The organism is Pseudomonas sp. GXM4 (assembly GCF_008923895.1).
In the GTDB taxonomy this organism is placed as follows: domain Bacteria; phylum Pseudomonadota; class Gammaproteobacteria; order Pseudomonadales; family Pseudomonadaceae; genus Aquipseudomonas; species Aquipseudomonas atacamensis.
In genome coordinates this window covers 1-19,384 of the sequence record NZ_WBRZ01000090.1, presented here as the reverse complement: position 1 = coordinate 19,384, position 19,384 = coordinate 1, and the positions used below count along the sequence as shown (strand labels likewise).

Annotated in this window: 17 protein-coding genes; 15 read left to right on the top strand and 2 right to left on the bottom strand. The window is 61.8% G+C overall.

Annotated features, from left to right (window positions below):
- On the bottom strand, positions 1-362 hold a 362-nt coding region (locus F8N49_RS28040), incomplete at its 3' end, for a hypothetical protein (RefSeq protein WP_218574849.1).
- 96 nt (positions 363-458) lie between these two features.
- Here F8N49_RS28040 and F8N49_RS13655 point away from each other — a divergent pair.
- From F8N49_RS13655 to F8N49_RS13635, 5 genes are all read left to right on the top strand, one after another.
- Positions 459-857 (top strand): DUF2946 domain-containing protein, encoded by a 399-nt coding sequence (locus tag F8N49_RS13655; RefSeq protein WP_151551758.1) that lies wholly within the window; start codon positions 459-461, stop codon positions 855-857.
- Positions 858-905: 48 nt separating this feature from the next.
- Positions 906-1,385, top strand: coding sequence for a copper chaperone PCu(A)C (locus F8N49_RS13650; protein ID WP_073471757.1), 480 nt, complete (start codon positions 906-908; stop codon positions 1,383-1,385).
- Between the two features lie 21 nt (positions 1,386-1,406).
- On the top strand, positions 1,407-1,853 hold the full coding sequence (locus F8N49_RS13645) for a DUF2946 domain-containing protein (protein ID WP_151551757.1): 447 nt from the start codon (positions 1,407-1,409) through the stop codon (positions 1,851-1,853).
- 84 nt (positions 1,854-1,937) lie between these two features.
- Positions 1,938-4,058, top strand: a complete 2,121-nt coding sequence (locus F8N49_RS13640) for a TonB-dependent copper receptor (protein WP_122751725.1) — start codon at positions 1,938-1,940, stop codon at positions 4,056-4,058.
- Positions 4,059-4,208: 150 nt separating this feature from the next.
- Positions 4,209-5,582, top strand: coding sequence for a PepSY domain-containing protein (locus tag F8N49_RS13635; protein WP_071174268.1), 1,374 nt, complete (start codon positions 4,209-4,211; stop codon positions 5,580-5,582).
- Between the two features lie 46 nt (positions 5,583-5,628).
- Here the strand turns inward: F8N49_RS13635 and F8N49_RS13630 are convergent, their stop codons facing one another.
- Positions 5,629-10,437 (bottom strand): DUF4329 domain-containing protein, encoded by a 4,809-nt coding sequence (locus tag F8N49_RS13630; RefSeq protein WP_151551756.1) that lies wholly within the window; start codon positions 10,435-10,437, stop codon positions 5,629-5,631.
- A gap of 301 nt (positions 10,438-10,738) precedes the next feature.
- Here F8N49_RS13630 and urtA point away from each other — a divergent pair, with 301 nt between their 5' ends.
- The 10 genes from urtA to F8N49_RS13580 all read left to right on the top strand — a co-directional run bounded on the left by urtA (position 10,739) and on the right by F8N49_RS13580 (position 19,305).
- Complete coding sequence (gene urtA / locus F8N49_RS13625) at positions 10,739-12,004, top strand: urea ABC transporter substrate-binding protein (protein ID WP_016771886.1); 1,266 nt, start codon at positions 10,739-10,741, stop codon at positions 12,002-12,004.
- A 215-nt stretch (positions 12,005-12,219) separates the two neighbouring features.
- Complete coding sequence (gene urtB / locus F8N49_RS13620; RefSeq protein WP_151551755.1) at positions 12,220-13,722, top strand: urea ABC transporter permease subunit UrtB; 1,503 nt, start codon at positions 12,220-12,222, stop codon at positions 13,720-13,722.
- Entirely contained in the window at positions 13,722-14,801 is a 1,080-nt protein-coding gene (gene urtC, locus F8N49_RS13615) for an urea ABC transporter permease subunit UrtC (RefSeq protein WP_016771887.1), read from the top strand. The genes urtB and urtC overlap by 1 nt, the downstream gene beginning before the upstream one ends.
- Entirely contained in the window at positions 14,798-15,667 is an 870-nt protein-coding gene (gene urtD / locus F8N49_RS13610; protein WP_016771888.1) for an urea ABC transporter ATP-binding protein UrtD, read from the top strand. Before urtC ends, urtD begins: the two co-directional genes overlap by 4 nt.
- A 135-nt stretch (positions 15,668-15,802) precedes the next feature.
- Complete coding sequence (gene urtE / locus F8N49_RS13605) at positions 15,803-16,501, top strand: urea ABC transporter ATP-binding subunit UrtE (protein WP_151551754.1); 699 nt, start codon at positions 15,803-15,805, stop codon at positions 16,499-16,501.
- A 44-nt stretch (positions 16,502-16,545) separates the two neighbouring features.
- Positions 16,546-17,385, top strand: a complete 840-nt coding sequence (locus F8N49_RS13600) for an urease accessory protein UreD (RefSeq protein WP_151551753.1) — start codon at positions 16,546-16,548, stop codon at positions 17,383-17,385.
- 227 nt (positions 17,386-17,612) lie between these two features.
- Complete coding sequence (gene ureA / locus F8N49_RS13595; RefSeq protein WP_003221215.1) at positions 17,613-17,915, top strand: urease subunit gamma; 303 nt, start codon at positions 17,613-17,615, stop codon at positions 17,913-17,915.
- Between the two features lie 9 nt (positions 17,916-17,924).
- Positions 17,925-18,458, top strand: a complete 534-nt coding sequence (locus tag F8N49_RS13590; protein WP_151551752.1) for a GNAT family N-acetyltransferase — start codon at positions 17,925-17,927, stop codon at positions 18,456-18,458.
- 5 nt (positions 18,459-18,463) lie between these two features.
- Complete coding sequence (locus tag F8N49_RS13585) at positions 18,464-19,000, top strand: GNAT family N-acetyltransferase (protein ID WP_122751718.1); 537 nt, start codon at positions 18,464-18,466, stop codon at positions 18,998-19,000.
- Entirely contained in the window at positions 18,997-19,305 is a 309-nt protein-coding gene (locus F8N49_RS13580; RefSeq protein ID WP_016771893.1) for an urease subunit beta, read from the top strand. The genes F8N49_RS13585 and F8N49_RS13580 overlap by 4 nt, the downstream gene beginning before the upstream one ends.
- The last annotated feature ends 79 nt before the right edge of the window (positions 19,306-19,384 follow it).

Genomic DNA, 19,384 nt, shown 5'->3' with positions numbered 1-19,384 from the left:
GTCGGTGTAGCTAATATCTGTGCAAAAGCCACAAAACCTGTGGGAGCGGGCTTGCCCGCGAAGGCGTCAGGTCCGCTTGCATATGACTCGATTCCTACAACCCGGCCAGACACCACCCACATAAATTCAAAACAACACCGACTTTCAGCGCCGATCTTGGCCAGTACATCGAAGGATGTGCACTGGAAGATTCGGGCGATGGGCAACTTAACCGAGCAGCGGGTCGAGACGTTATGCAGACCATACAAGCACGAATAGAGACCGATGCGGATTTCGCCCAGGCATTGCGAATCGAAGCCGCTACACTCATTCACAGCGGCGAAATCGAAACGGGGCGCAGACTGTTGCAACTTTTGCAGCAAGCACTGCGACACCAAACCGCACGACGCTTTTTTACTTATCGGCCCTGATCAGGCTAAATGGGCCACGCCTGATCGCCCACCCAACGGACCTGTCCCATGAACCGACGCCGGTTAGCATTTGCCTGGATCGCCTGCTTTGCAGTGCTGTTCAACATGCTCGCCATGCCGCTGAGCGGGGCGATGGCGCAGGCGGCCAGTTCACCGGCCGAGCAGATACTGTGGAGCAGTTTCTGCACCGGCAGCGGCATGAAGATGGTGGCGATCGACATCGGTGCCACGGATCAGAAGGCCCCGCAAAACGACAGCCATTCGAACATGCAGCACTGCTGGTGTTGCTCAGGTGGGACGCCATTGCTGGCGCTGCCGGGGCATTCGCCGCAGCTGTATTTCGCGCAATTTGAAAGCAACCGCAGCGTTGCGCCCGCCTCCCTGCAAGCCCCGACGCCGCGCCAGCAATGGCCGAGTCTCAATCCCCGTGCTTCCCCTCTGGTCTGATTTGTTCGCGCCATAATTCCGCGTTTCAAATCGTTCTGGAGAACTGCCATGTTGAAGAAACTCTTCGTCCTCGCTGCGCTGTTGTTGCCGGCGTGCTTCGCTCATGCCCATGAATACAAGGCGGGTGCGCTGGAAATCGCCCATCCGTGGTCGCAGGAACTGCCGCCGAATGCGCCGACCGTCGCCGCCTACTTCATCATCCACAACACCGGCAAAAGCGCCGATCGCCTGCTCAGCGTCGACTCGCCCATCGCTGCACAAGCGCAGTTGCACGAGCACGTGATGCAGGGCGATCTAATGAAGATGCAGCAAGTGCCAAGCGTGGAAATCCCCGCCGGCGGCACCGTGACCTTCGCGCCGATGGCTTACCACGTGATGCTGCTCAACCCGAGCGATCGCAGCCTGCTCAGCGACGGCAAGCGTTTCCCGATGACCCTGCATTTCGAAAAGGCAGGTGACGTCAGCGTTGAAGTTGCCGTGCAGAAGAAAGCGCCGGAATCCGCTCAGGGCCACGTGCACGCTCAGTAACCGTTTCGGCTGACTTCGCCCATGCGTCCGTTGCGCGCCAGGCCCGTCCCGCATCACCGTCAGACTCAAGCGCTGACGCGTGGCAGTTGGATCGCCCTGTTCGCCATGCTGATGATTTTCATCGGTCCACTGATTTCTCAGTCGATGCCGATGGATCAACACGCCTCGACGTCGATGCCAATGAGCATGGACATGTCGATGGACATGCCCGGCATGGATCACAGCGGCCATGCAGCCCAGCCTGCGGCCGAGCATTGCCCGCCGCAATCTTCGCACCACGTGCTGTGGGAAAAATGCGGCTATTGCAGCCTGCAGTTTAACTGCCCGGCACTGACCGGCGGCGGCGATTTCGTCGCCTTCAACATCCCGCCACCGAACACCTTCACCCCACCCTCGCCGCGTCTGGGCCATGCCCGCCAACCCTTCTTCCCCGGCGCCCGCACCCGCGCCCCGCCCATCGCCACGTAAACACGCACCTCTGATTGCACACGGTTGAGAAGACAGCTCCAGGCTGCCGGCCGTGGTGTTTACGACTGTTCGATGGAAATTGTCATGTCCAGGTTTACTGCTGTCCCCTGCGCGCAATCTGCCCGCGCGCACTTTGCCCTGAATGAATCGCGGATTCGTTGCAGGCACGCTATTGCCGTCCTTTGCGGCGTGCTGCTGACTCCGCTGGCGCTGGCTGATGATCACACCGGCCACGAAAATGAACTGAGCCCGACGGTGATCACTGCCATCGCCCCGAGCTCGCCACTGACGATCGTCACCAACCCCAAGGATCCACGCCAACCAGTGCCGGCCAGTGACGGCGGCGATTACCTGAAGACCATTCCCGGCTTCGCTCTGGTGCGCAATGGCGGCACCAACGGCGATCCGGTGCTGCGCGGGATGTTTGGTTCGCGGCTGAACATCCTTACCAACGGCAGCATGATGCTCGGCGCCTGCCCTGGTCGGATGGACGCGCCGACCTCGTACATCTCGCCGGAAACCTACGACAAGCTCACGGTGATCAAAGGCCCGCAAACCGTCCTGTGGGGGCCGGGCGCATCGGCCGGTACGGTGCTGTTCGACCGTGAGCCGGAGAACTTCGGCGAACTCGGCACTCGCGTCAACGCCAGCATCCTGGCCGGCTCGCATGGGCGTTTCGACAAGGTTGTCGACGCCGCTGCCGGCGGCCCTCTGGGCTACGTGCGAGTCATCGGCAACACCGCGCATTCGGATGATTACCGCGATGGCAACAACGACATCGTCGCCTCGCGCTACGACAAGTGGAACGGCGATGTCGCACTGGGCTGGACGCCGGATGCCGACACCCTGATCGAGCTCACCGCTGGCAAGGGTGATGGCGAGGCGCGGTATGCCGGGCGCGGCATGGACGGTTCGCAATTCCTGCGTGAGAGCCTCGGTTTGCGTTTCGAAAAATCCAACATCACTGACGTGCTGGAGAAGCTCGAAGCGCAGGTCTACTACAACTACGCCGACCATGTGATGGACAACTACACCCTGCGCACGCCCTCCGGCACCGGCATGATGGCGGGACCCATGGCGTCAAACGTCGACCGTCGGACCCTCGGCGCGCGGCTCAAGGCGACCTGGCGCTGGGCTGATGTTCAGCTGATCACCGGCCTCGACGCACAGACCAACGAGCACCGCCAGCGCAGCTCAATGGGCATCGACACCTACAAGGACCTGCCGTACAGCAAGGACGCCGATTTCCATAACTACGGCGTGTTCAGCGAAATGACCTGGTACGCCGCCGAGCGTGATCGCCTGATCACTGGCGCCCGTGTCGACCGTGCTTCGGCGAAGGATTATCGGCAAACCATCGGGTCGGGGATGACGTCTCGGCCCAACCCGACCGCTGATGACAGCCGCGCCGACACGTTGCCCAGTGGCTTCGTGCGCTATGAACACGATCTGGCCGACAGCCCGACCACGCTCTACGCCGGCCTCGGTCACGCGCAACGCTTTCCGGATTACTGGGAGTTGTTTTCGCCCAAGTCCGGCCCGGCAGGATCGGTCAACGCGTTCGACTCGATCAAACCGGAAAAGACCACGCAGTTCGACTTCGGCGTGAACTACAAGAGCGCCGACCTCGAAGCCTGGGCCTCGGGTTACATCGGTGTGGTACGCGATTACATCCTGTTCGACTACACGCCGGGAATGATGGGCATGAGCACCTCGCGCGCCGAGAACATCGACGCGCGGATCATGGGTGGCGAACTCGGTGCTGCCTACAACCTCACCGACAACTGGAAAGCCGATGCGACCCTGGCCTATGCCTGGGGCAAGAACAGCAGCGACGGCTCGGCCCTGCCGCAGATGCCACCGCTGGATGCGCGTTTCGGCCTGACCTACAGCCAAGACAACTGGAGCGCCGGCGCACTCTGGCGAGTGGTCGCCGCGCAGCACCGCATCGACGCGAACAAGGGCAACGTGGTCGGCAAGGATTACGCCCAGAGCTCGGGCTTCGGCGTGTTCTCGCTCAACGGCGCGTACCGCATCAACCAGCACTGGAAGGTCAGCAGCGGCGTCGACAACCTGTTCGGCAAAGCCTACGCCGAGCACCTGAACCTGGCTGGCAACGCGGGGTTCGGTTACCCGGCCAATGACCCACAGGCAATTAATGAACCGGGGCGCACGCTCTGGACCAAAGTGGATATGAGTTTCTGACACCAACACCTACCCATGTGGGAGCGAGCCTGCTCGCGAAGACGGCGCCACGGTCGGCATTGATATCGACTGAACAACCGCTTCGCGAGCAGGCTCGCTCCCACAGGTAAACAGACAACGAAAAGAACCAAGCCAAGCGGAGCACACGTGATGCAAAAGCCTCAACCCAACTTCTACAACCTGGCCTGGCGCTGGCATTTCTATGCCGGGCTGTTCGTCGCACCGTTCATGGTGATGCTGGCCCTGACCGGGATCATTTATCTGTTCAAACCGCAGCTCGATTTGCTGATGTACAGCAGCCTGCTCGAAGTACCGGCCGGGCACCACACAGTGCCGGCCGATGACTTGCTGCAACGGGTGAAAGCTGCCTATCCGCAAGGCCAGGTCACTCAGTACCTGCCGCCGGTGAATGCCGAGCGCAGCGCGCAATTCGTGGTGAAAAACGCAGGTCACGAACTCAACGTATTCGTCGATCCGTATCACGGCGACATCCTCGGCGAGCAGGATGCCAAGCAGAATCTGCAAGCCATCGCCCGTGCGATCCACGGCGAATTGATGATTGGTACGTTCGGCGATCGGCTGATCGAAATGGCCGCTGGCTGGGGCGTGGTGCTGGTGGTCTCGGGGCTGTTCCTGTGGTGGCCGCGCGGTCAGGCGGCGGGCATTCTATGGCCGCGTTTGAACAGCCGAGGTCGAGTGTTGTGGCGCGATCTGCATGCGGTCACCGGGTTCTGGGGCGCAACATTGCTGCTGGTGATGTTGCTCAGCGGCATGACCTGGACCGGTTTCTGGGGCAAGCAATACGCGCAGGTGTGGAACGTGTTTCCAGCCGCCATGTGGGACAACGTGCCGACCTCCGACATCGAGGCGCGCAGCCTCAACAGCGCCACCCGCCAGACCGTGCCATGGGCGATGGAGAACACACCGATGCCGATGTCCGGCGACCACGCCGAACACATGAATCACGGCAATGCCCATGCCGGTCCCGCAGCACCCGAAGTCAGCCTGCAGGATGTGCAGAACATCGCCAGCGAACGCAAGGTCGAGCCCGGCTACAGCATCACCCTGCCGACCACCGCCACCGGCGTGTTCACCATCGCCGTGTTCGCCGATGACCCGCGCAACGACGCCACCCTGCACGTCGATCAGTACACCGGCAAGGTCCTCGCCGATGTGCGTTTCGAGCACTACGGCACCGTTGCTCGCGCCACGGAAATCGGCGTGATGCTGCACGAAGGCAAGATGTTCGGCACCTTCAACCAGATCGTCGTGCTGCTGATCTGCCTGATGATTCTGCTCAGCGCCGTCAGCGGCGTGGTGATCTGGTGGAAACGCCGCCCCGAAGGCAAGTTCGGCGTGCCGCCGTTGCGCCATGATTTGCCGACATGGAAAACCGGCGTGGCGATCATGCTGGTGCTGGCGGTGGTGTTTCCGCTGGTGGGGGCTTCGCTGCTGTTCGTGTGGTTGCTTGACCGGTTCGTCTTGCCACGAGTCGCCCGGCGCACCGTCGATCTACCGCGCTGATAGTGTGGCGCGGGCTCAGTGGCCCGCGCTCGACTCGGCATGCGAATTACAACTCATCTCTGATCCGCACGGCACCTTCGGCCGCCGGCTGTTGCCGACGGATTCGCCAACCACTGCCCAGGTGCCCGGTATGGCGCCAATACGCGCCTGCCACCAACACCTGAAATTCGCCCAATTGCAGGAGTCGCGAGACAAATTGCCCAGGCGTGAGGCGGCTGACCCATCGCCCGTTTTCATAAACGACCGAACGGGTCAGCAGCAGATCCCGTTCGGCGTCTGAGTACACTGGCGTGTATTTGAGCAACTCATGGCCGGGCGTGGAGTAGTAATACCCACGAATATCGAAACCTTGGTTTTTCAACTCGTGGGTGTGTGCATACACCAGCGCGGGTTCGGCGAAATTACTGCGGATCTGTTCGTTGTCAGCGACCAGCAAGGTATTGCCCGACAGGCTGAATTGATGACTGGCCACGACGGCATAACCGTCAGGGAAGCGCGGTGCCGGTCGGCGCCAGTCGGTCGCAGGGTCCTCGGCAGTACGGAAAAGACGCAGACGAAGATTCTCCTCGTTGGCGAACCACGCAACAGGCTCCAGCGGGACAAAGCGCTGGCCGGAGTCTTCCCCGAGAACCGCGCCCTCATAGCCGGTCCGAGCGAGTATTTCATTGTCGGTCCGTTGCTGGGCATAGCGGGCAGCATCGTCGGGATGCTGGAAGATCGGTCCCAGCGCCGGAACCGGATGATTTTGCCAGTGGCGCTCACGAGATATCTCGGCCAGACCCGGTTGCCAGCCCTCCTCGACCCGACCACGGCGAGACCAGCAGGCGCTGGTTTCAATGACATGCAGGTCACCGGCTCGCGCCATCCGATTTACGTATTCGACAAGGCTGAAAGTGCCCTTGCTGTTGTTGCGTTCATCAATCGCCGCCTGCTCCATTGACACAAAAGCGTTGGGCCGCAATTCCACTTGCCCGAACCGGTCGAAGAACGTGCCGGGCTCGAACGCGTGCAGTTGCAGCCTCAGCAGCGCTCCGTCGGCGCAGGAGAAGTAGATCGGCTTGTAACCCTGTGGCGTACTGGCCCGTCGACACGCCTGCTGGACTTCGCTGGGCATGATCAGCACATGCCGGATATCCCTGGGCCGTGCGCCAAGCGGTGGCAGGACGGCGCGCAGATAAATCGAATCCAGCAGAAAGCCTGATGGCAGTCGCCCGTGCTCGAAAATCCGGTCCAGAGCCAGCGCAGACCGTTGTGCAGTCAGCGGCAGACTGGCAAGAAACACACCGCCGTCCGAGCGCAGGATGACACCGAAAGTCTGCGTATCGCGGCTCACCGCCAGCTCATGGACATATCGAGCGGCCGCATCCGCCTGAAGAAATAACGGGCCGCACACCGCCGCAGTAGCGGCTTTGCTGTAATCCGTCACGATCTGCAGATCGGCGGAGAACGGCACCCAGCGCGATACTTGCCGGGGCAGGCCCCACAGGTCACTGCCGGTGACGACCTGCAAATAACCTGTTCTGGCGAGCGAGTCGATCCAGTCGATCGGTTTCAATTCACTGCTGTAAAGGCGCTGCTTGATGGTCTCGCCATCCAGTGATGCGGGCAGGCTATTGCTTGCCGTCAGGGCAATCGACAGATCGGCGCGCAGACGCTCCCACAATCCAGGCTGATAGCGAATCGTCGCACCGTCCGGCGCAAACAGGTATTCATCCCAGACCACAGGTTTGCGGGTGAATGCCGAGTACAAGGTGTCGACCGACAGCATGTTCAAGTAGATCTGTTTGTCGATGGCCGAAAACGCTACCGACAGCTCCCTAGGGACTCTGGAGCGGTAACGCGCAACGATCCGGCAATTTTCTGGAAACAGTCCGGCAGCGCGAGTCTCGTCGGCGATGATCTCGCTACTGTCGAAATTTTCGCGTGTCACTTCAATCGGCGAGGTAGCGACGTAGAGGCCGTCGGAGCGTTTCAGAATGACACCCCCATAGAGCTTGCCGGTGCTCTGCGGCAACAGCGATCGGGCATGCACCGCCGCATCGTCGGCACTGTGAAAAACCGGCCCCAGGGCGCGTCGCTGCAGATTTGCGTAAGGCTGCCAGGTTTTCTTGACCAAACCCGGCCGGTCCCAGCACAGACTCGTACGCAGCACGTCAAGTTGACCACTGTCGACCACGGTGTGCACGAAGTCGGATGGCAACAGCCTTTGCGCAGCGAGATCGTCCTTGAGCGTTTGCAGCGTCGTCTGCGAGCTGTCGTCGTAGAACAACTTGCTGGAGCTGTTGAATACATACCTGAGCAGAGCACCATCACCAGTGGCGATATACAAAGTTCTGTGCCGGCCAGTGGCGACGACCGGGCGCCGCTCGGAGAGATACATGGCAACGGTCAGCGTCTCTGGCGTGACGAAGTAATGCGCGAGCCAGTCCTGGGGATGGCGCAAGGTTTCCCCGATTCGCTGGTGCATGTAATACACGGCATGCAGGTCGAAGCCATCCGGGTACTGATACCAGGGAGCTGTCCTGCTGGAACTGAACACCGACTCCTGACGAAACAGATTGGTGCCGCTATCGCTGACGGGTATCAGCTCGCTGGCGATGTATTCCTCCCGCCCCACGTGCTTGAGAATGAAGCCGAACCAGGTTTTCTTTTCGTCGTGCAAATGCACGTCAGTACTGGATTGACTCAGTGCTGCCTCGTCCGCCGAGGAAAACACCGCACCAAAGAAAATCCTCGCAGGACGCTTCCACGGCATTGTTGTGGCGCCAGGCGCAGGCACTTGCGTTGGCGGATAGGGCTGCAAAGAGAGATCTGGCAATGACGGTTTCGGTAACGTCGGCAGCGGCGGCTCAGACTCGCCTGGTTCAGCCACTGACGCTATTGGCAGGCTCCAGTCAGCGCCGATTTGCCCGCGATAGCCCCACAGTGCGTGATCGATCAGATTGAACAAGACGCCGGCCTGCGCCTGTTCACGCACAAAGGCCTGTGGCCGTTCAGTGCCGTTGCGCAGCGCACTGGCTAGCTCGCCCGGGTGCTTGCCAGTGCCGAGGCGTCTGGCCAGCTCCCTGGCGACGATGGTGGTGTAGGGCTGGAACCTGATCAGGCTGTCACCAGCACCAGAGCAATACAGAGCGATCCCGTCGAGCAGGGTCTGCCGCAGCTCGTCAACGTTGAGCATCTGCACGTCCAGCAGAGCCTCGGCACGGGTCCAGCGCAGATACCGGATATGCACCGGGTCAAGTTGCGAAAGCGCAACGTGAGCGACATAACGCGCATGCATGGTGTGGTCGTCTGGAAACACCGGCCGACCGTGATTGTCCAGAGGATAAAGCCGCCCCTGGCTGAGCGTATCGATATCCCCGGGCAAGGGTTCGGTCACCACGAAACGCTTGTCGCTACGCTGAAAAACATACCCCGCGTGCTGCTGATCACGGCGAATGCCCACGAGCTCATGGGCATGGCGAACCGCATCATCGGCCGCCAGAAAAGCCCGGCTCAATCGCGGCCAGGGGAAATTGGCGAAGGGCTGCCATTGCAGACCCACCGGCCCCAGATGCGCCCACAACGCACTGCCGCGCACGACCTCCAGGGTCCCGGCCAGTACCAGCATTGAAACAAATGCGCGGGTATCCAGTGTGCCGGCCAACAGCCTTGCCTGCACACCGTTGTCACTGACCGTGCCGTCCGACTGCGTAACGCTCAGTGCCGCTTCGATCGAATCGCCGCTGAAGCGGTACTTCAACATCGCATGATCCTGCGCCCGCATGTACAGCGACAACGCACGCCCCGCTTGCGCCAGATGTTGGCTGCGGGCATTCGCTTCAATAGCCCAGGCGAACTCCCGGGGCGTGAAGAAGTTCTCGTAGAGCCACCGCTGAGCGGGCGGAAACTGTGCAGGGTCGGGCCGCGAGGCAAAGTAAAAGCCCTCCAGCAAATACCCCCTGGGCAGCTGCAATTGCCCTTGGGCATCAACCGGAAATATTCGCTCAGGATCCCAAGCGGCGAGCCCGGCCGGCCGCGCATGGGTGGCCACATACTCCTCGCCAACCAATTTTTTCAATATCAGGCCCGTCGTCTGCGCGCCTCTGGATTTCAACGCGGCCAGCACGGCGCGTTCGGCATTGACGCATACACGGGTCATCAGCGGCAGTTCGGTGACCACACCCTTTGAAAACGACGCGCCGGCCTTCCAGGCCGCAGGTACGCGCCCCACCGAGTAACCCCAGTCGGCATTCGAAACAATGACTTTCAGTTCACCCACAGTCGCCAGCTTGTTGATCACCGCCATCACGTCATAGGCCCCCGCCGGATGGCCCGACGGCCCGCCGGACTGCTGCCAGAGAAAGTAGTCGCGCTCCTCGGGCGAGCCGCTCGAGACGTATTTGAGCAAGCTGCCATCCGGGCCTGAAAGGTAAGCGCTGCGGAAAAAATCCCGCGCCGACACATCGCCAATGAAATCGCCGCCTGAATAGAAACTCATGAACAGCCGGAGCAGCGTTTCATCCTGACGCCGATTGCCATTGCGGAACTCGGCATGGATCGGCGGATGGCTGTGAACGCTGGCGACGCACCGGTAGCCCAGCGGATGAAGCATGCCGCCAAGGACATCGGTCTGCACAATTGTGCCGAAGTCAAAACCCGTGGCTTGCCCGGCGATGGGTGAAGTGGCGAGCAATTTCCCGTCCGGACGCAGCAGGATCACGCTGCCGTACTCTTTGTCCGGGTTCAGTGGAATCCGCGTGTGCACCCAATAGGCGGCGTCCTCTTCAGTCAGAAAGGCCGGGCTCAGTGGCGGCAGCTTGAACGTTGCTGAAGAACTTGCGGTACGACCGGATCGGCCTGAGACATGACTCATAAAAACCTGCGCTGAGAATCGGGATGAGCGCGTGAGTGTGGGCCGTCGGGTTTCACCTGCTGTGGTACAGGGTTATCGCTTTTGTATCCGCATCTGAGTGCCAGCCCGCGCCCCAATCTGGCGCAACTGGACGCACCACCGCCCGACTACCGTCCCCTCCTGGTGCACGCCCACAGCGCGCAGGCGCTCTGGCACGACATTTTCTTGCCTGAACGCGACCGGGCACAGCCTTTGCAAAACACACCTTCAGTCGTCCGCATCTGCCAACCAGAAAAAATCGAATGTTCATGGAGATCGCACAATGAAGCGTCGCAGTTTGATCAAGGCTTTCACACTCACGGCATCCATTGCCGCGATGGGCATGACCTGGACTGTCCAGGCCGCCGAGACCATCAAGGTCGGGATTCTGCATTCGTTGTCCGGGACCATGGCGATCTCCGAAACGTCGCTCAAGGACATGGCGCTGATGACCATCGACGAGATCAACGCCAAGGGCGGCGTGAACGGCAAGATGCTCGAGCCGGTGGTGGTCGACCCCGCTTCCAACTGGCCGCTGTTCGCCGAAAAGGGCCGACAGCTGCTGACCCAGGACAAGGTCGCGGTGGTGTTCGGCTGCTGGACCTCGGTATCGCGCAAATCGGTATTGCCGGTGTTCGAAGAGCTCAACGGTCTGCTGTTCTACCCGGTGCAGTACGAAGGCGAAGAGATGTCGCCGAACGTCTTCTACACCGGCGCCGCGCCGAACCAGCAAGCGATCCCCGCCGTTGAATACCTGATGAGCGAAGAAGGCGGCAGCGCCAAGCGCTACTTCCTGCTCGGCACCGACTACGTCTACCCGCGCACCACCAACAAGATCCTGCGCGCGTTCCTGCATTCCAAAGGCGTGGCCGACAAGGACATCGAAGAGGTCTACACGCCGTTCGGTCACAGCGATTACCAGACCATCGTTGCCAACATCAAAAAATTCTCCGCCGGCGGCAAGACTGCCGTCATCTCGACCGTCAATGGCGACTCCAACGTGCCGTTCTACAAAGAACTGGCCAACCAGGGCCTGAAGGCCACCGATGTACCGGTGGTGGCTTTCTCGGTCGGTGAGGAAGAACTGCGCGGTATCGACACCAAACCGCTGGTGGGCAACCTCGCGGCGTGGAACTACTTCGAGTCGGTGGAGAACCCTGCGAACAAGAAATTCGTCGCGGACTGGAAAGCCTATGCGAAGAAACACAACCTGCCGGGCGCCGATAAAGCCGTGACCAACGACCCGATGGAAGCCACCTACGTCGGCATCCACATGTGGGCGCAAGCGGTCGAGAAAGCCAAATCCACTGACGTCGACAAAGTGCGCGAAGCACTGGCCGGGCAGACCTTTGCTGCGCCATCGGGCTACACCCTGACCATGGACAAGACCAACCATCACCTGCACAAGCCCGTGATGATCGGCGAAATCCAGAGCGACGGGCAGTTCAACGTCGTGTGGCAGACCGAAGGCCCGATCCGCGCGCAACCATGGAGCCCGTACATTCAGGGCAACGACAAGAAGCCGGATTATGCGGTGAAGAGCAACTGAGGCGAATTCAGTTTTTGAGGCGAGCATGAGACTTCCCCCTCACCCCAGCCCTCTCCCTCAGGGAGAGGGGGAAAGGGAGCCGATCTTCATGCTCTTCAGACCCTGAGTTCGACTCGAGTTCGCAGGTCGCAGCACATCGTCCAGACACCTCGGTCAGTCCCCTCTCCCTCCGGGAGAGGGTTAGGGTGAGGGGGCGGTTGAACAGGACACCACTAATGCCCACTGCCATACACCGCGTACTTCTCGCCATCGCACTGTTGCTGCCACTCCTGGCCCACGCCGGCGATGCCGAAGACTTCGTCGCGGCCAATCCGATGCAACAGGCCAAACTGCTGGAAGCCTGGGCAGCGCAGCCCGATCCGGCGCGTATCGAATTGCTCAACGCCCTGCAGCAAGGCGAGCTGACGATCGACGGCCAAGCGAAAACCCTGCGCCTGAACAATCGCCTGCGGGGTCTGATCGACACCGCGATGGCCAGCCATCAATTGCTCGCCGCTGACAGCAAGATCCGTCTGGGCGCCGCGCAGCAATTGCAGAAAAGCGCGAAGCCCGCGCAGCTGAAATTTCTCGACCGGCAACTCGCTGGGGAAAAAGATGAAAGCGTGCATGCCGCCTTGAGCCTGGCGCTGGCCAATCTGCAACTGGTCGACAGCGACCCGGCGGTGCGCCTCGCGGCGGTACGTCTGCTCGGTGAAACCGGCGACCCGCTGGCACGCACACGCCTCGAAGGCCTGCTCGAGCCCGGCGTGGAAAGCGATGCCGGCGTGCGCACCGCCGCCGAAACCAGCCTCGCTCAGGTCAAGCGCAAGCTGCTGATCGGCGAAGTGCTCGGCCAGGCCTTCAGCGGCATGTCGCTGGGCTCGATTCTGCTGCTCGCTGCCCTCGGTCTGGCGATCACCTTCGGCCTGCTCGGGGTGATCAACATGGCCCACGGCGAGATGCTCATGCTCGGCGCCTACTCGACCTATGTCGTGCAGTTGATGTTCCAGCGTTACGCGCCGCAGGCCATCGAGTTCTATCCGCTGATCGCGTTGCCGGTGGCGTTTTTCGTCACCGCCGCCATTGGCATGGCGTTGGAGCGCACGGTGATTCGCCATCTCTATGGTCGACCGCTGGAAACTCTGCTCGCGACCTGGGGCATCAGCCTGATGCTGATCCAACTGGTGCGGCTGGTGTTCGGTGCGCAGAACGTTGAAGTGGCCAACCCGGCGTGGCTGTCCGGCGGCATTCAAGTGCTGCCGAACCTGGTGCTGCCGTACAACCGCATCGTCATCATCGCTTTCGCATTGTTCGTGGTGGTGCTGACCTGGCTGCTGCTGAACAAGACCCGCCTCGGCCTCAACGTGCGCGCCGTTACCCAGAACCGCAACATGGCCGCCTGCTGCGGCGTGCCAACCGGGCGCGTCGACATGCTCGCCTTCGGTCTCGGCTCGGGCATCGCCGGCTTGGGCGGCGTGGCGCTGAGCCAGATCGGCAACGTCGGTCCCGACCTTGGCCAGAGCTACATCATCGACTCGTTCCTGGTGGTCGTGCTCGGCGGCGTCGGCCAACTGGCCGGCAGCGTGCTGGCGGCATTTGGCCTGGGCATCGCCAACAAGATTCTCGAACCGCAGATCGGTGCGGTGCTCGGCAAGATCCTGATCCTCGCGCTGATCATTCTGTTCATTCAGAAACGTCCGCAAGGCCTCTTCGCACTGAAAGGACGGGTGATCGACTGATGAACCAGCCTCTGTTAGTCACGGCCACACAAAAGGCCGGGCCGAAAGCCACGCTCGCGGTCGGCGGGGTGATTCTCGCGCTGCTGATCGTTCTGCCGCTGCTCTCGTTGTTGTCGCCAGACAATGCCCTGCACGTCTCGGCCTACACGCTGACCCTGGTCGGCAAAATCCTCTGCTACGCCATCGTCGCCCTGGCGCTGGATCTGGTCTGGGGCTATGCCGGCCTGCTGTCGCTGGGCCACGGTCTGTTCTTCGCCCTCGGCGGGTACGCGATGGGCATGTACCTGATGCGGCAGGCGGCCGGCGATGGCTTGCCAGCGTTCATGACTTTCCTGTCGTGGAGCGAATTGCCGTGGTACTGGACCGGCACCAGCAGCTTTATCTGGGCCATGTGTCTGGTGGTGCTGGCGCCGGGTCTGCTGGCGCTGGTGTTCGGCTTTTTCGCCTTCCGTTCGCGGATCAAGGGCGTGTATTTCTCGATCATGACCCAGGCCCTGACCTTCGCCGGCATGCTCCTGTTTTTCCGCAACGAGACCGGGTTTGGCGGCAACAACGGTTTCACCAATTTCCGCACGATTCTCGGTTTCGGCATCACCGAACCGGGCACCCGCGCGGTGCTGTTTCTGGCCACGGTGTTGTTGCTGGTGGCGAGCCTGTTCATCGGCTGGCGCCTGGCGCAGAGCAAGTTCGGCCGGGTGCTGACGGCGTTGCGCGATGCGGAAAACCGTTTGATGTTCTGCGGCTACGACCCGCGCGGTTTCAAGCTGTTCGTCTGGGTGCTGAGTGCGGTGCTGTGCGGCCTCGCCGGAGCGCTGTACGTGCCACAAGTGGGCATCATCAACCCCAGCGAAATGTCGCCGACCAACTCGATCGAAGCGGCGGTGTGGGTCGCCCTTGGCGGGCGCGGCACGCTGATCGGGCCGCTGCTCGGCGCCGGCGTGGTCAACGGCATGAAGAGCTGGTTCACCGTGGCCTTCCCGGAATACTGGCTGTTCTTCCTCGGCGCGCTGTTCATCGTCGTGACGTTGTACCTGCCCAAGGGCGTGATCGGTCTGCTGAAGAAACGAGGTGAACAATGAGAGTCACAGCGAGTGCTGAATTCATGCTGGAGCCGGCGTTTTTCCCCGTGGAACCGAACAAGGACGAAGGCACCAGCCGCGACTCGATCGGCCTCGGCCAGCGCGTCGGCCCGGGCCTCGATACGCGCCACGGCACCATCCTGACCCTGGAAGACATCAGCGTCAGCTTCGATGGCTTCCGTGCCTTGAACAATCTCAACCTGTACATCGGCGTCGGCGAACTGCGCTGCATCATCGGCCCCAACGGCGCGGGCAAGACCACGCTGATGGACGTGATCACCGGCAAGACCCGGCCCAGCCACGGCAAGGCCTGGTTCGGTGAAACCCTGGATCTGACGCAGATGAGCGAAGTGCAGATTGCCCAGTCCGGCATCGGCCGCAAATTCCAGAAACCGACGGTATTCGAAGCCTTGAGCGTATTTGAAAACCTGGAGCTGGCGCAGAAGACCGACAAGTCGGTGTGGGCCAGTTTGCGTGCGCGCTTGAGTGGCGAGCAGAAGGATCGCATCAGCGAAGTGCTCGAGACGATTCGCCTGACCACCTCGGTCAATCGCCAGGCCGGGTTGTTGTCCCACGGGCAGAAGCAGTTTCTCGAGATCGGCATGTTGCTGATGCAGGACCCGCAATTGCTCCTGCTCGACGAACCGGTGGCGGGCATGACCGACGCCGAAACCGAGTTCACCGCCGAGCTGTTCAAATCGCTGGCCGGCAAGCATTCACTGATGGTGGTCGAGCACGACATGGGCTTTGTCGGCTCGATTGCCGACCACGTCACGGTGCTGCATCAGGGCAGCGTGCTGGCCGAGGGCTCGCTTGAGCAAGTGCAGGAAAACGAGCGGGTGATCGAGGTCTACCTCGGCCGCTGAAGACCTAGATCGTTCCCACGCTCTGCGTGGGAATGCCGCCATGGACGCTCTGCGTCCGCCGTTATGTGACGCGGAGCGTCACGGGATGCGTTCCCACGCAGAGCGTGGGAACGATCACCGGGGGAGAATTTGGACATGCTGCAAGTCGACAAGCTGCATCAGTACTACGGCGGTAGCCACATCCTGCGCGGCCTGAGCTTTGACGTGAAGGTCGGCGAAGTGACCTGCCTGCTCGGCCGTAACGGCGTGGGCAAGACCACCCTGCTCAAATGCCTGATGGGCCTGCTGCCGGCCAAGGAAGGTGCGGCGAACTGGGAAGGCAAACCGATCACCACGTTCAAACCGCATCAGCGTGTGCATGCCGGTATCGCCTACGTGCCGCAGGGCCGTGAGATCTTCGGGCGCCTGACGGTAGAAGAAAATCTGCTGATGGGCCTGTCGCGCTTTCCAGGCTCAGAAGCCAAAGAAGTTCCAGGTTTCATCTACGAACTGTTCCCGGTGCTGCTACAAATGAAGCAGCGCCGTGGCGGCGATCTGTCCGGTGGTCAGCAACAGCAACTGGCGATCGGCCGCGCATTGGCCAGCCGCCCGCGCCTGCTGATTCTCGATGAGCCCACCGAAGGCATTCAACCGTCGGTGATCAAGGAAATCGGCGCGGTGATCAAGCAGCTCGCGGCGCGCGGTGACATGGCGATTCTGCTGGTCGAGCAGTTCTACGATTTCGCCGCCGAACTGGCCGATCAATACCTGGTGATGTCGCGGGGCGAGATCGTCCAGCAGGGTCGCGGTGAAAATATGGAGGCCGAGGGTGTACGCGGGCTGGTCACGATCTAACGCGCCGGTCTAATCTGTAGCTTCCTAACGATAATCACAAAACCATGAATTCGATTGTTGCACCTGCCCTGTTTACCCCGAGCTGGCACGCCGAGCTGGAACTGGCCTACGCGCGTTTCGGCGACTGCACGCGCCCGGTCATGCGCCGCCACCTCGGCCCGCTGCGCGTGCAAAAGCATCTGTACGCCGAAGGCCCCGAGGTCTGCCAGCACATCATCGTCCACCCACCGGGCGGAATTGCCGGTGGTGATCGGCTCGATATCAGCGCGCGCGTCGAGCACAACGCCTGGGCACAGATCACCAGCCCCGGCGCCGCCAAGTGGTATCGCGCGGGCGGGCCGGCGTATCAGCAGCTCGACTTGCAAGTCGCTGCCGGCGCGACCCTGGAATGGCTGCCGCAGGAAACCATCGTCTACAGCGCCGCGCAGGCCGAGTTGGCCACAACGATCGAGCTTGAAGGCGATGCGCGGCTGTTCTACTGGGACGTGGTGGCGCTCGGTCGTCCGGCCAGCGGCGAGCGTTTTGACCTCGGGCATTTTCAGGCGCACCTGGATATCCGCCGCGATGGTCAGTTGCTCTGGCACGAACGGCAGCGCATTGTCGGTGCGGACGGTTTACTCGACTCGCCGATCGGCCTGGATGGCAATCCGGTGTTCGCAACGATGCTGGTCACCGGTGAGATAGACGCCGGGTTGCTGGAGCGCTGCCGCTCGCTGGGGCACGAAGTGCGTGGAGACTTGACCCAGTTGCCAGGGTTGCTGGTGGCGCGGTGTCTGGCCGGTGAAGCGTTACTCGCCCGCGCCTGGCTCATCGATTTGTGGCGATTGCTCAGACCTGTGCTGCTGGGGCGCGAAGCTATCGCGCCAAGAATATGGAGCACCTGAAACCCCGACCCTCACCCCCCGCCCTCTCCCGGAGGGAGAGGGAGCCTGACCGAGTCGTCTGAAATGAATTTATCTGCCTGAACGAATATTGCTGACTGAATTGGCCATTGAAAACAACCAAGATCAGTCCCCTCTCCCTCGGGAGAGGGCTAGGGTGAGGGGCTGCTCCAACTGGCACCCCACACTTCTCGAGAGCCACCCGAATCTGCCCTGATGGAACCCGAACCATGGACCTGACCCCACGCGAAAAAGACAAGCTGCTGATCTTCACCGCCGGCCTCGTCGCCGAGCGGCGGCTGGCCCGTGGCGTGAAACTCAATTACCCGGAAGCCATGGCCTACATCTCCGCCGCGCTGCTCGAAGGTGCCCGCGACGGCCAGACCGTGGCCGAGCTGATGCACTACGGCACCACCCTGCTCAGCCGCGAGCAAGTGATGGAAGGCATCCCGGAAATGATCCCGGAAATCCAGGTCGAGGCGACTTTCCCCGACGGCACCAAACTGGTCACCGTTCACCAGCCGATCGTCTGAGGCCGCGCCATGACTTACGCCATTCGCGATGCAACCCGGGCCGACCTGCCGGCGATCCGCGACATCTACAACGACGCCGTGCTCAACACCACGGCGATCTGGAATGAACAAGCGGTCGACCTCGGCAATCGCCAGGCATGGTTCGACGCGCGTCAGTTGCAGGCGTACCCGATTCTGGTGATCGTCGACCATGAAAACGCAGTGCTGGGTTACGCCTCGTTCGGCGACTGGCGGCCGTTCGACGGTTTCCGCCACACCGTCGAACACTCGGTGTACGTGCGCAGCGATCAACGCGGCAACGGCCTCGGCCCGCAACTGATGACCGCGTTGATCGAACGCGCCCGCGCCTGCGGTAAACACGTCATGGTCGCTGCCATCGAAAGCGGCAACGCTGCCTCGATCCGCCTGCACGAGCGTGCCGGTTTCAGCATCACCGGGCAGATGCCGCAAGTGGGCACCAAGTTCGGCCGCTGGCTCGATCTGACCTTCATGCAGTTGACCCTCAATCCCGGCGCACAGCCGCCGGGTGCCCACAAGGAGTGATGTCGATGAACGCCGCCCAGTTGCGCCGCGTCAACGCTGAGAGCTTTGCCCACTATCGCCAGGGCCTGATCGATCTGCTGCTCGACGCCGTCGGTTACGGCGCCAGCGTCGGCTTCATGGCCGACCTCGATGCCGCGCAGGCGCGCGCGTATTTCGATGAGGTGCAGGACAACATCAACAAGGGCAGCACGCTGCTCTGGGTGGTGGTGAAGGACGAGCAGGTGCTGGCCAGCGTGCAACTGGGCCTGTGCCAGAAGGCCAATGGTCTGAACCGCGCCGAAGTGCAGAAACTGCTGGTGCGCGAACACGCGCGGCGCCGTGGCCTCGGCCAGCAACTGATGCAGGCGCTGGAACTCGAAGCGCCCAAGCACAAGCGCGGCATGCTCTATCTCGACACCGAGGCCGGCTCGCCGGCAGAAAATTTCTACAAGGCGCTGGGCTACGTGCGCGCCGGCGAAATCCCCGATTACGCCTGCGACCCCAACGGCACCTATCGCCCGACCGCTCTCTATTACAAAGTCCTGCAAGGAGCCCAGCGATGATTCCTGGCCAATACCAGATTCAGCCCGGCGATATCGAACTCAACGTCGGCCGCCGCACCGTGAGCCTGAAAGTCGCCAACAGCGGTGACCGGCCGATCCAGGTCGGCTCGCATTTCCACTTTTTTGAAACCAACGACGCGCTGACCTTCGATCGCGCCGCCAGTCGCGGCATGCGCCTGAATATTCCGGCGGGCACGGCGGTGCGCTTCGAGCCGGGGCAAAGCCGTGAAGTCGAGCTGGTGGATTACGCCGGACATCGCCGGGTGTTCGGCTTTGCCGGACGCATCATGGGTGACCTCGACTGACGGATCGTTCCCACGCTCCGCGTGGGAATGCATCCCGTGACGCTCCGCGTCACAAAAGGCGGACGCAGAGCGTCCATGG

Excerpts from the sequence above, each read along its gene's own strand:
- F8N49_RS13655 (WP_151551758.1), top strand. The coding sequence starts at position 459 with ATGAACCGACGCCGGTTAGCATTTGCCTGGATCGCCTGCTTTGCAGTG.
- F8N49_RS13650 (WP_073471757.1), top strand. The coding sequence starts at position 906 with ATGTTGAAGAAACTCTTCGTCCTCGCTGCGCTGTTGTTGCCGGCGTGC.
- F8N49_RS13645 (WP_151551757.1), top strand. The coding sequence starts at position 1,407 with ATGCGTCCGTTGCGCGCCAGGCCCGTCCCGCATCACCGTCAGACTCAA.
- F8N49_RS13640 (WP_122751725.1), top strand. The coding sequence starts at position 1,938 with ATGTCCAGGTTTACTGCTGTCCCCTGCGCGCAATCTGCCCGCGCGCAC.
- F8N49_RS13635 (WP_071174268.1), top strand. The coding sequence starts at position 4,209 with ATGCAAAAGCCTCAACCCAACTTCTACAACCTGGCCTGGCGCTGGCAT.
- F8N49_RS13630 (WP_151551756.1), bottom strand. The coding sequence starts at position 10,437 with ATGAGTCATGTCTCAGGCCGATCCGGTCGTACCGCAAGTTCTTCAGCA.
- urtA (WP_016771886.1), top strand. The coding sequence starts at position 10,739 with ATGAAGCGTCGCAGTTTGATCAAGGCTTTCACACTCACGGCATCCATT.
- urtB (WP_151551755.1), top strand. The coding sequence starts at position 12,220 with ATGCCCACTGCCATACACCGCGTACTTCTCGCCATCGCACTGTTGCTG.
- urtC (WP_016771887.1), top strand. The coding sequence starts at position 13,722 with ATGAACCAGCCTCTGTTAGTCACGGCCACACAAAAGGCCGGGCCGAAA.
- urtD (WP_016771888.1), top strand. The coding sequence starts at position 14,798 with ATGAGAGTCACAGCGAGTGCTGAATTCATGCTGGAGCCGGCGTTTTTC.
- urtE (WP_151551754.1), top strand. The coding sequence starts at position 15,803 with ATGCTGCAAGTCGACAAGCTGCATCAGTACTACGGCGGTAGCCACATC.
- F8N49_RS13600 (WP_151551753.1), top strand. The coding sequence starts at position 16,546 with ATGAATTCGATTGTTGCACCTGCCCTGTTTACCCCGAGCTGGCACGCC.
- ureA (WP_003221215.1), top strand. The coding sequence starts at position 17,613 with ATGGACCTGACCCCACGCGAAAAAGACAAGCTGCTGATCTTCACCGCC.
- F8N49_RS13590 (WP_151551752.1), top strand. The coding sequence starts at position 17,925 with ATGACTTACGCCATTCGCGATGCAACCCGGGCCGACCTGCCGGCGATC.
- F8N49_RS13585 (WP_122751718.1), top strand. The coding sequence starts at position 18,464 with ATGAACGCCGCCCAGTTGCGCCGCGTCAACGCTGAGAGCTTTGCCCAC.
- F8N49_RS13580 (WP_016771893.1), top strand. The coding sequence starts at position 18,997 with ATGATTCCTGGCCAATACCAGATTCAGCCCGGCGATATCGAACTCAAC.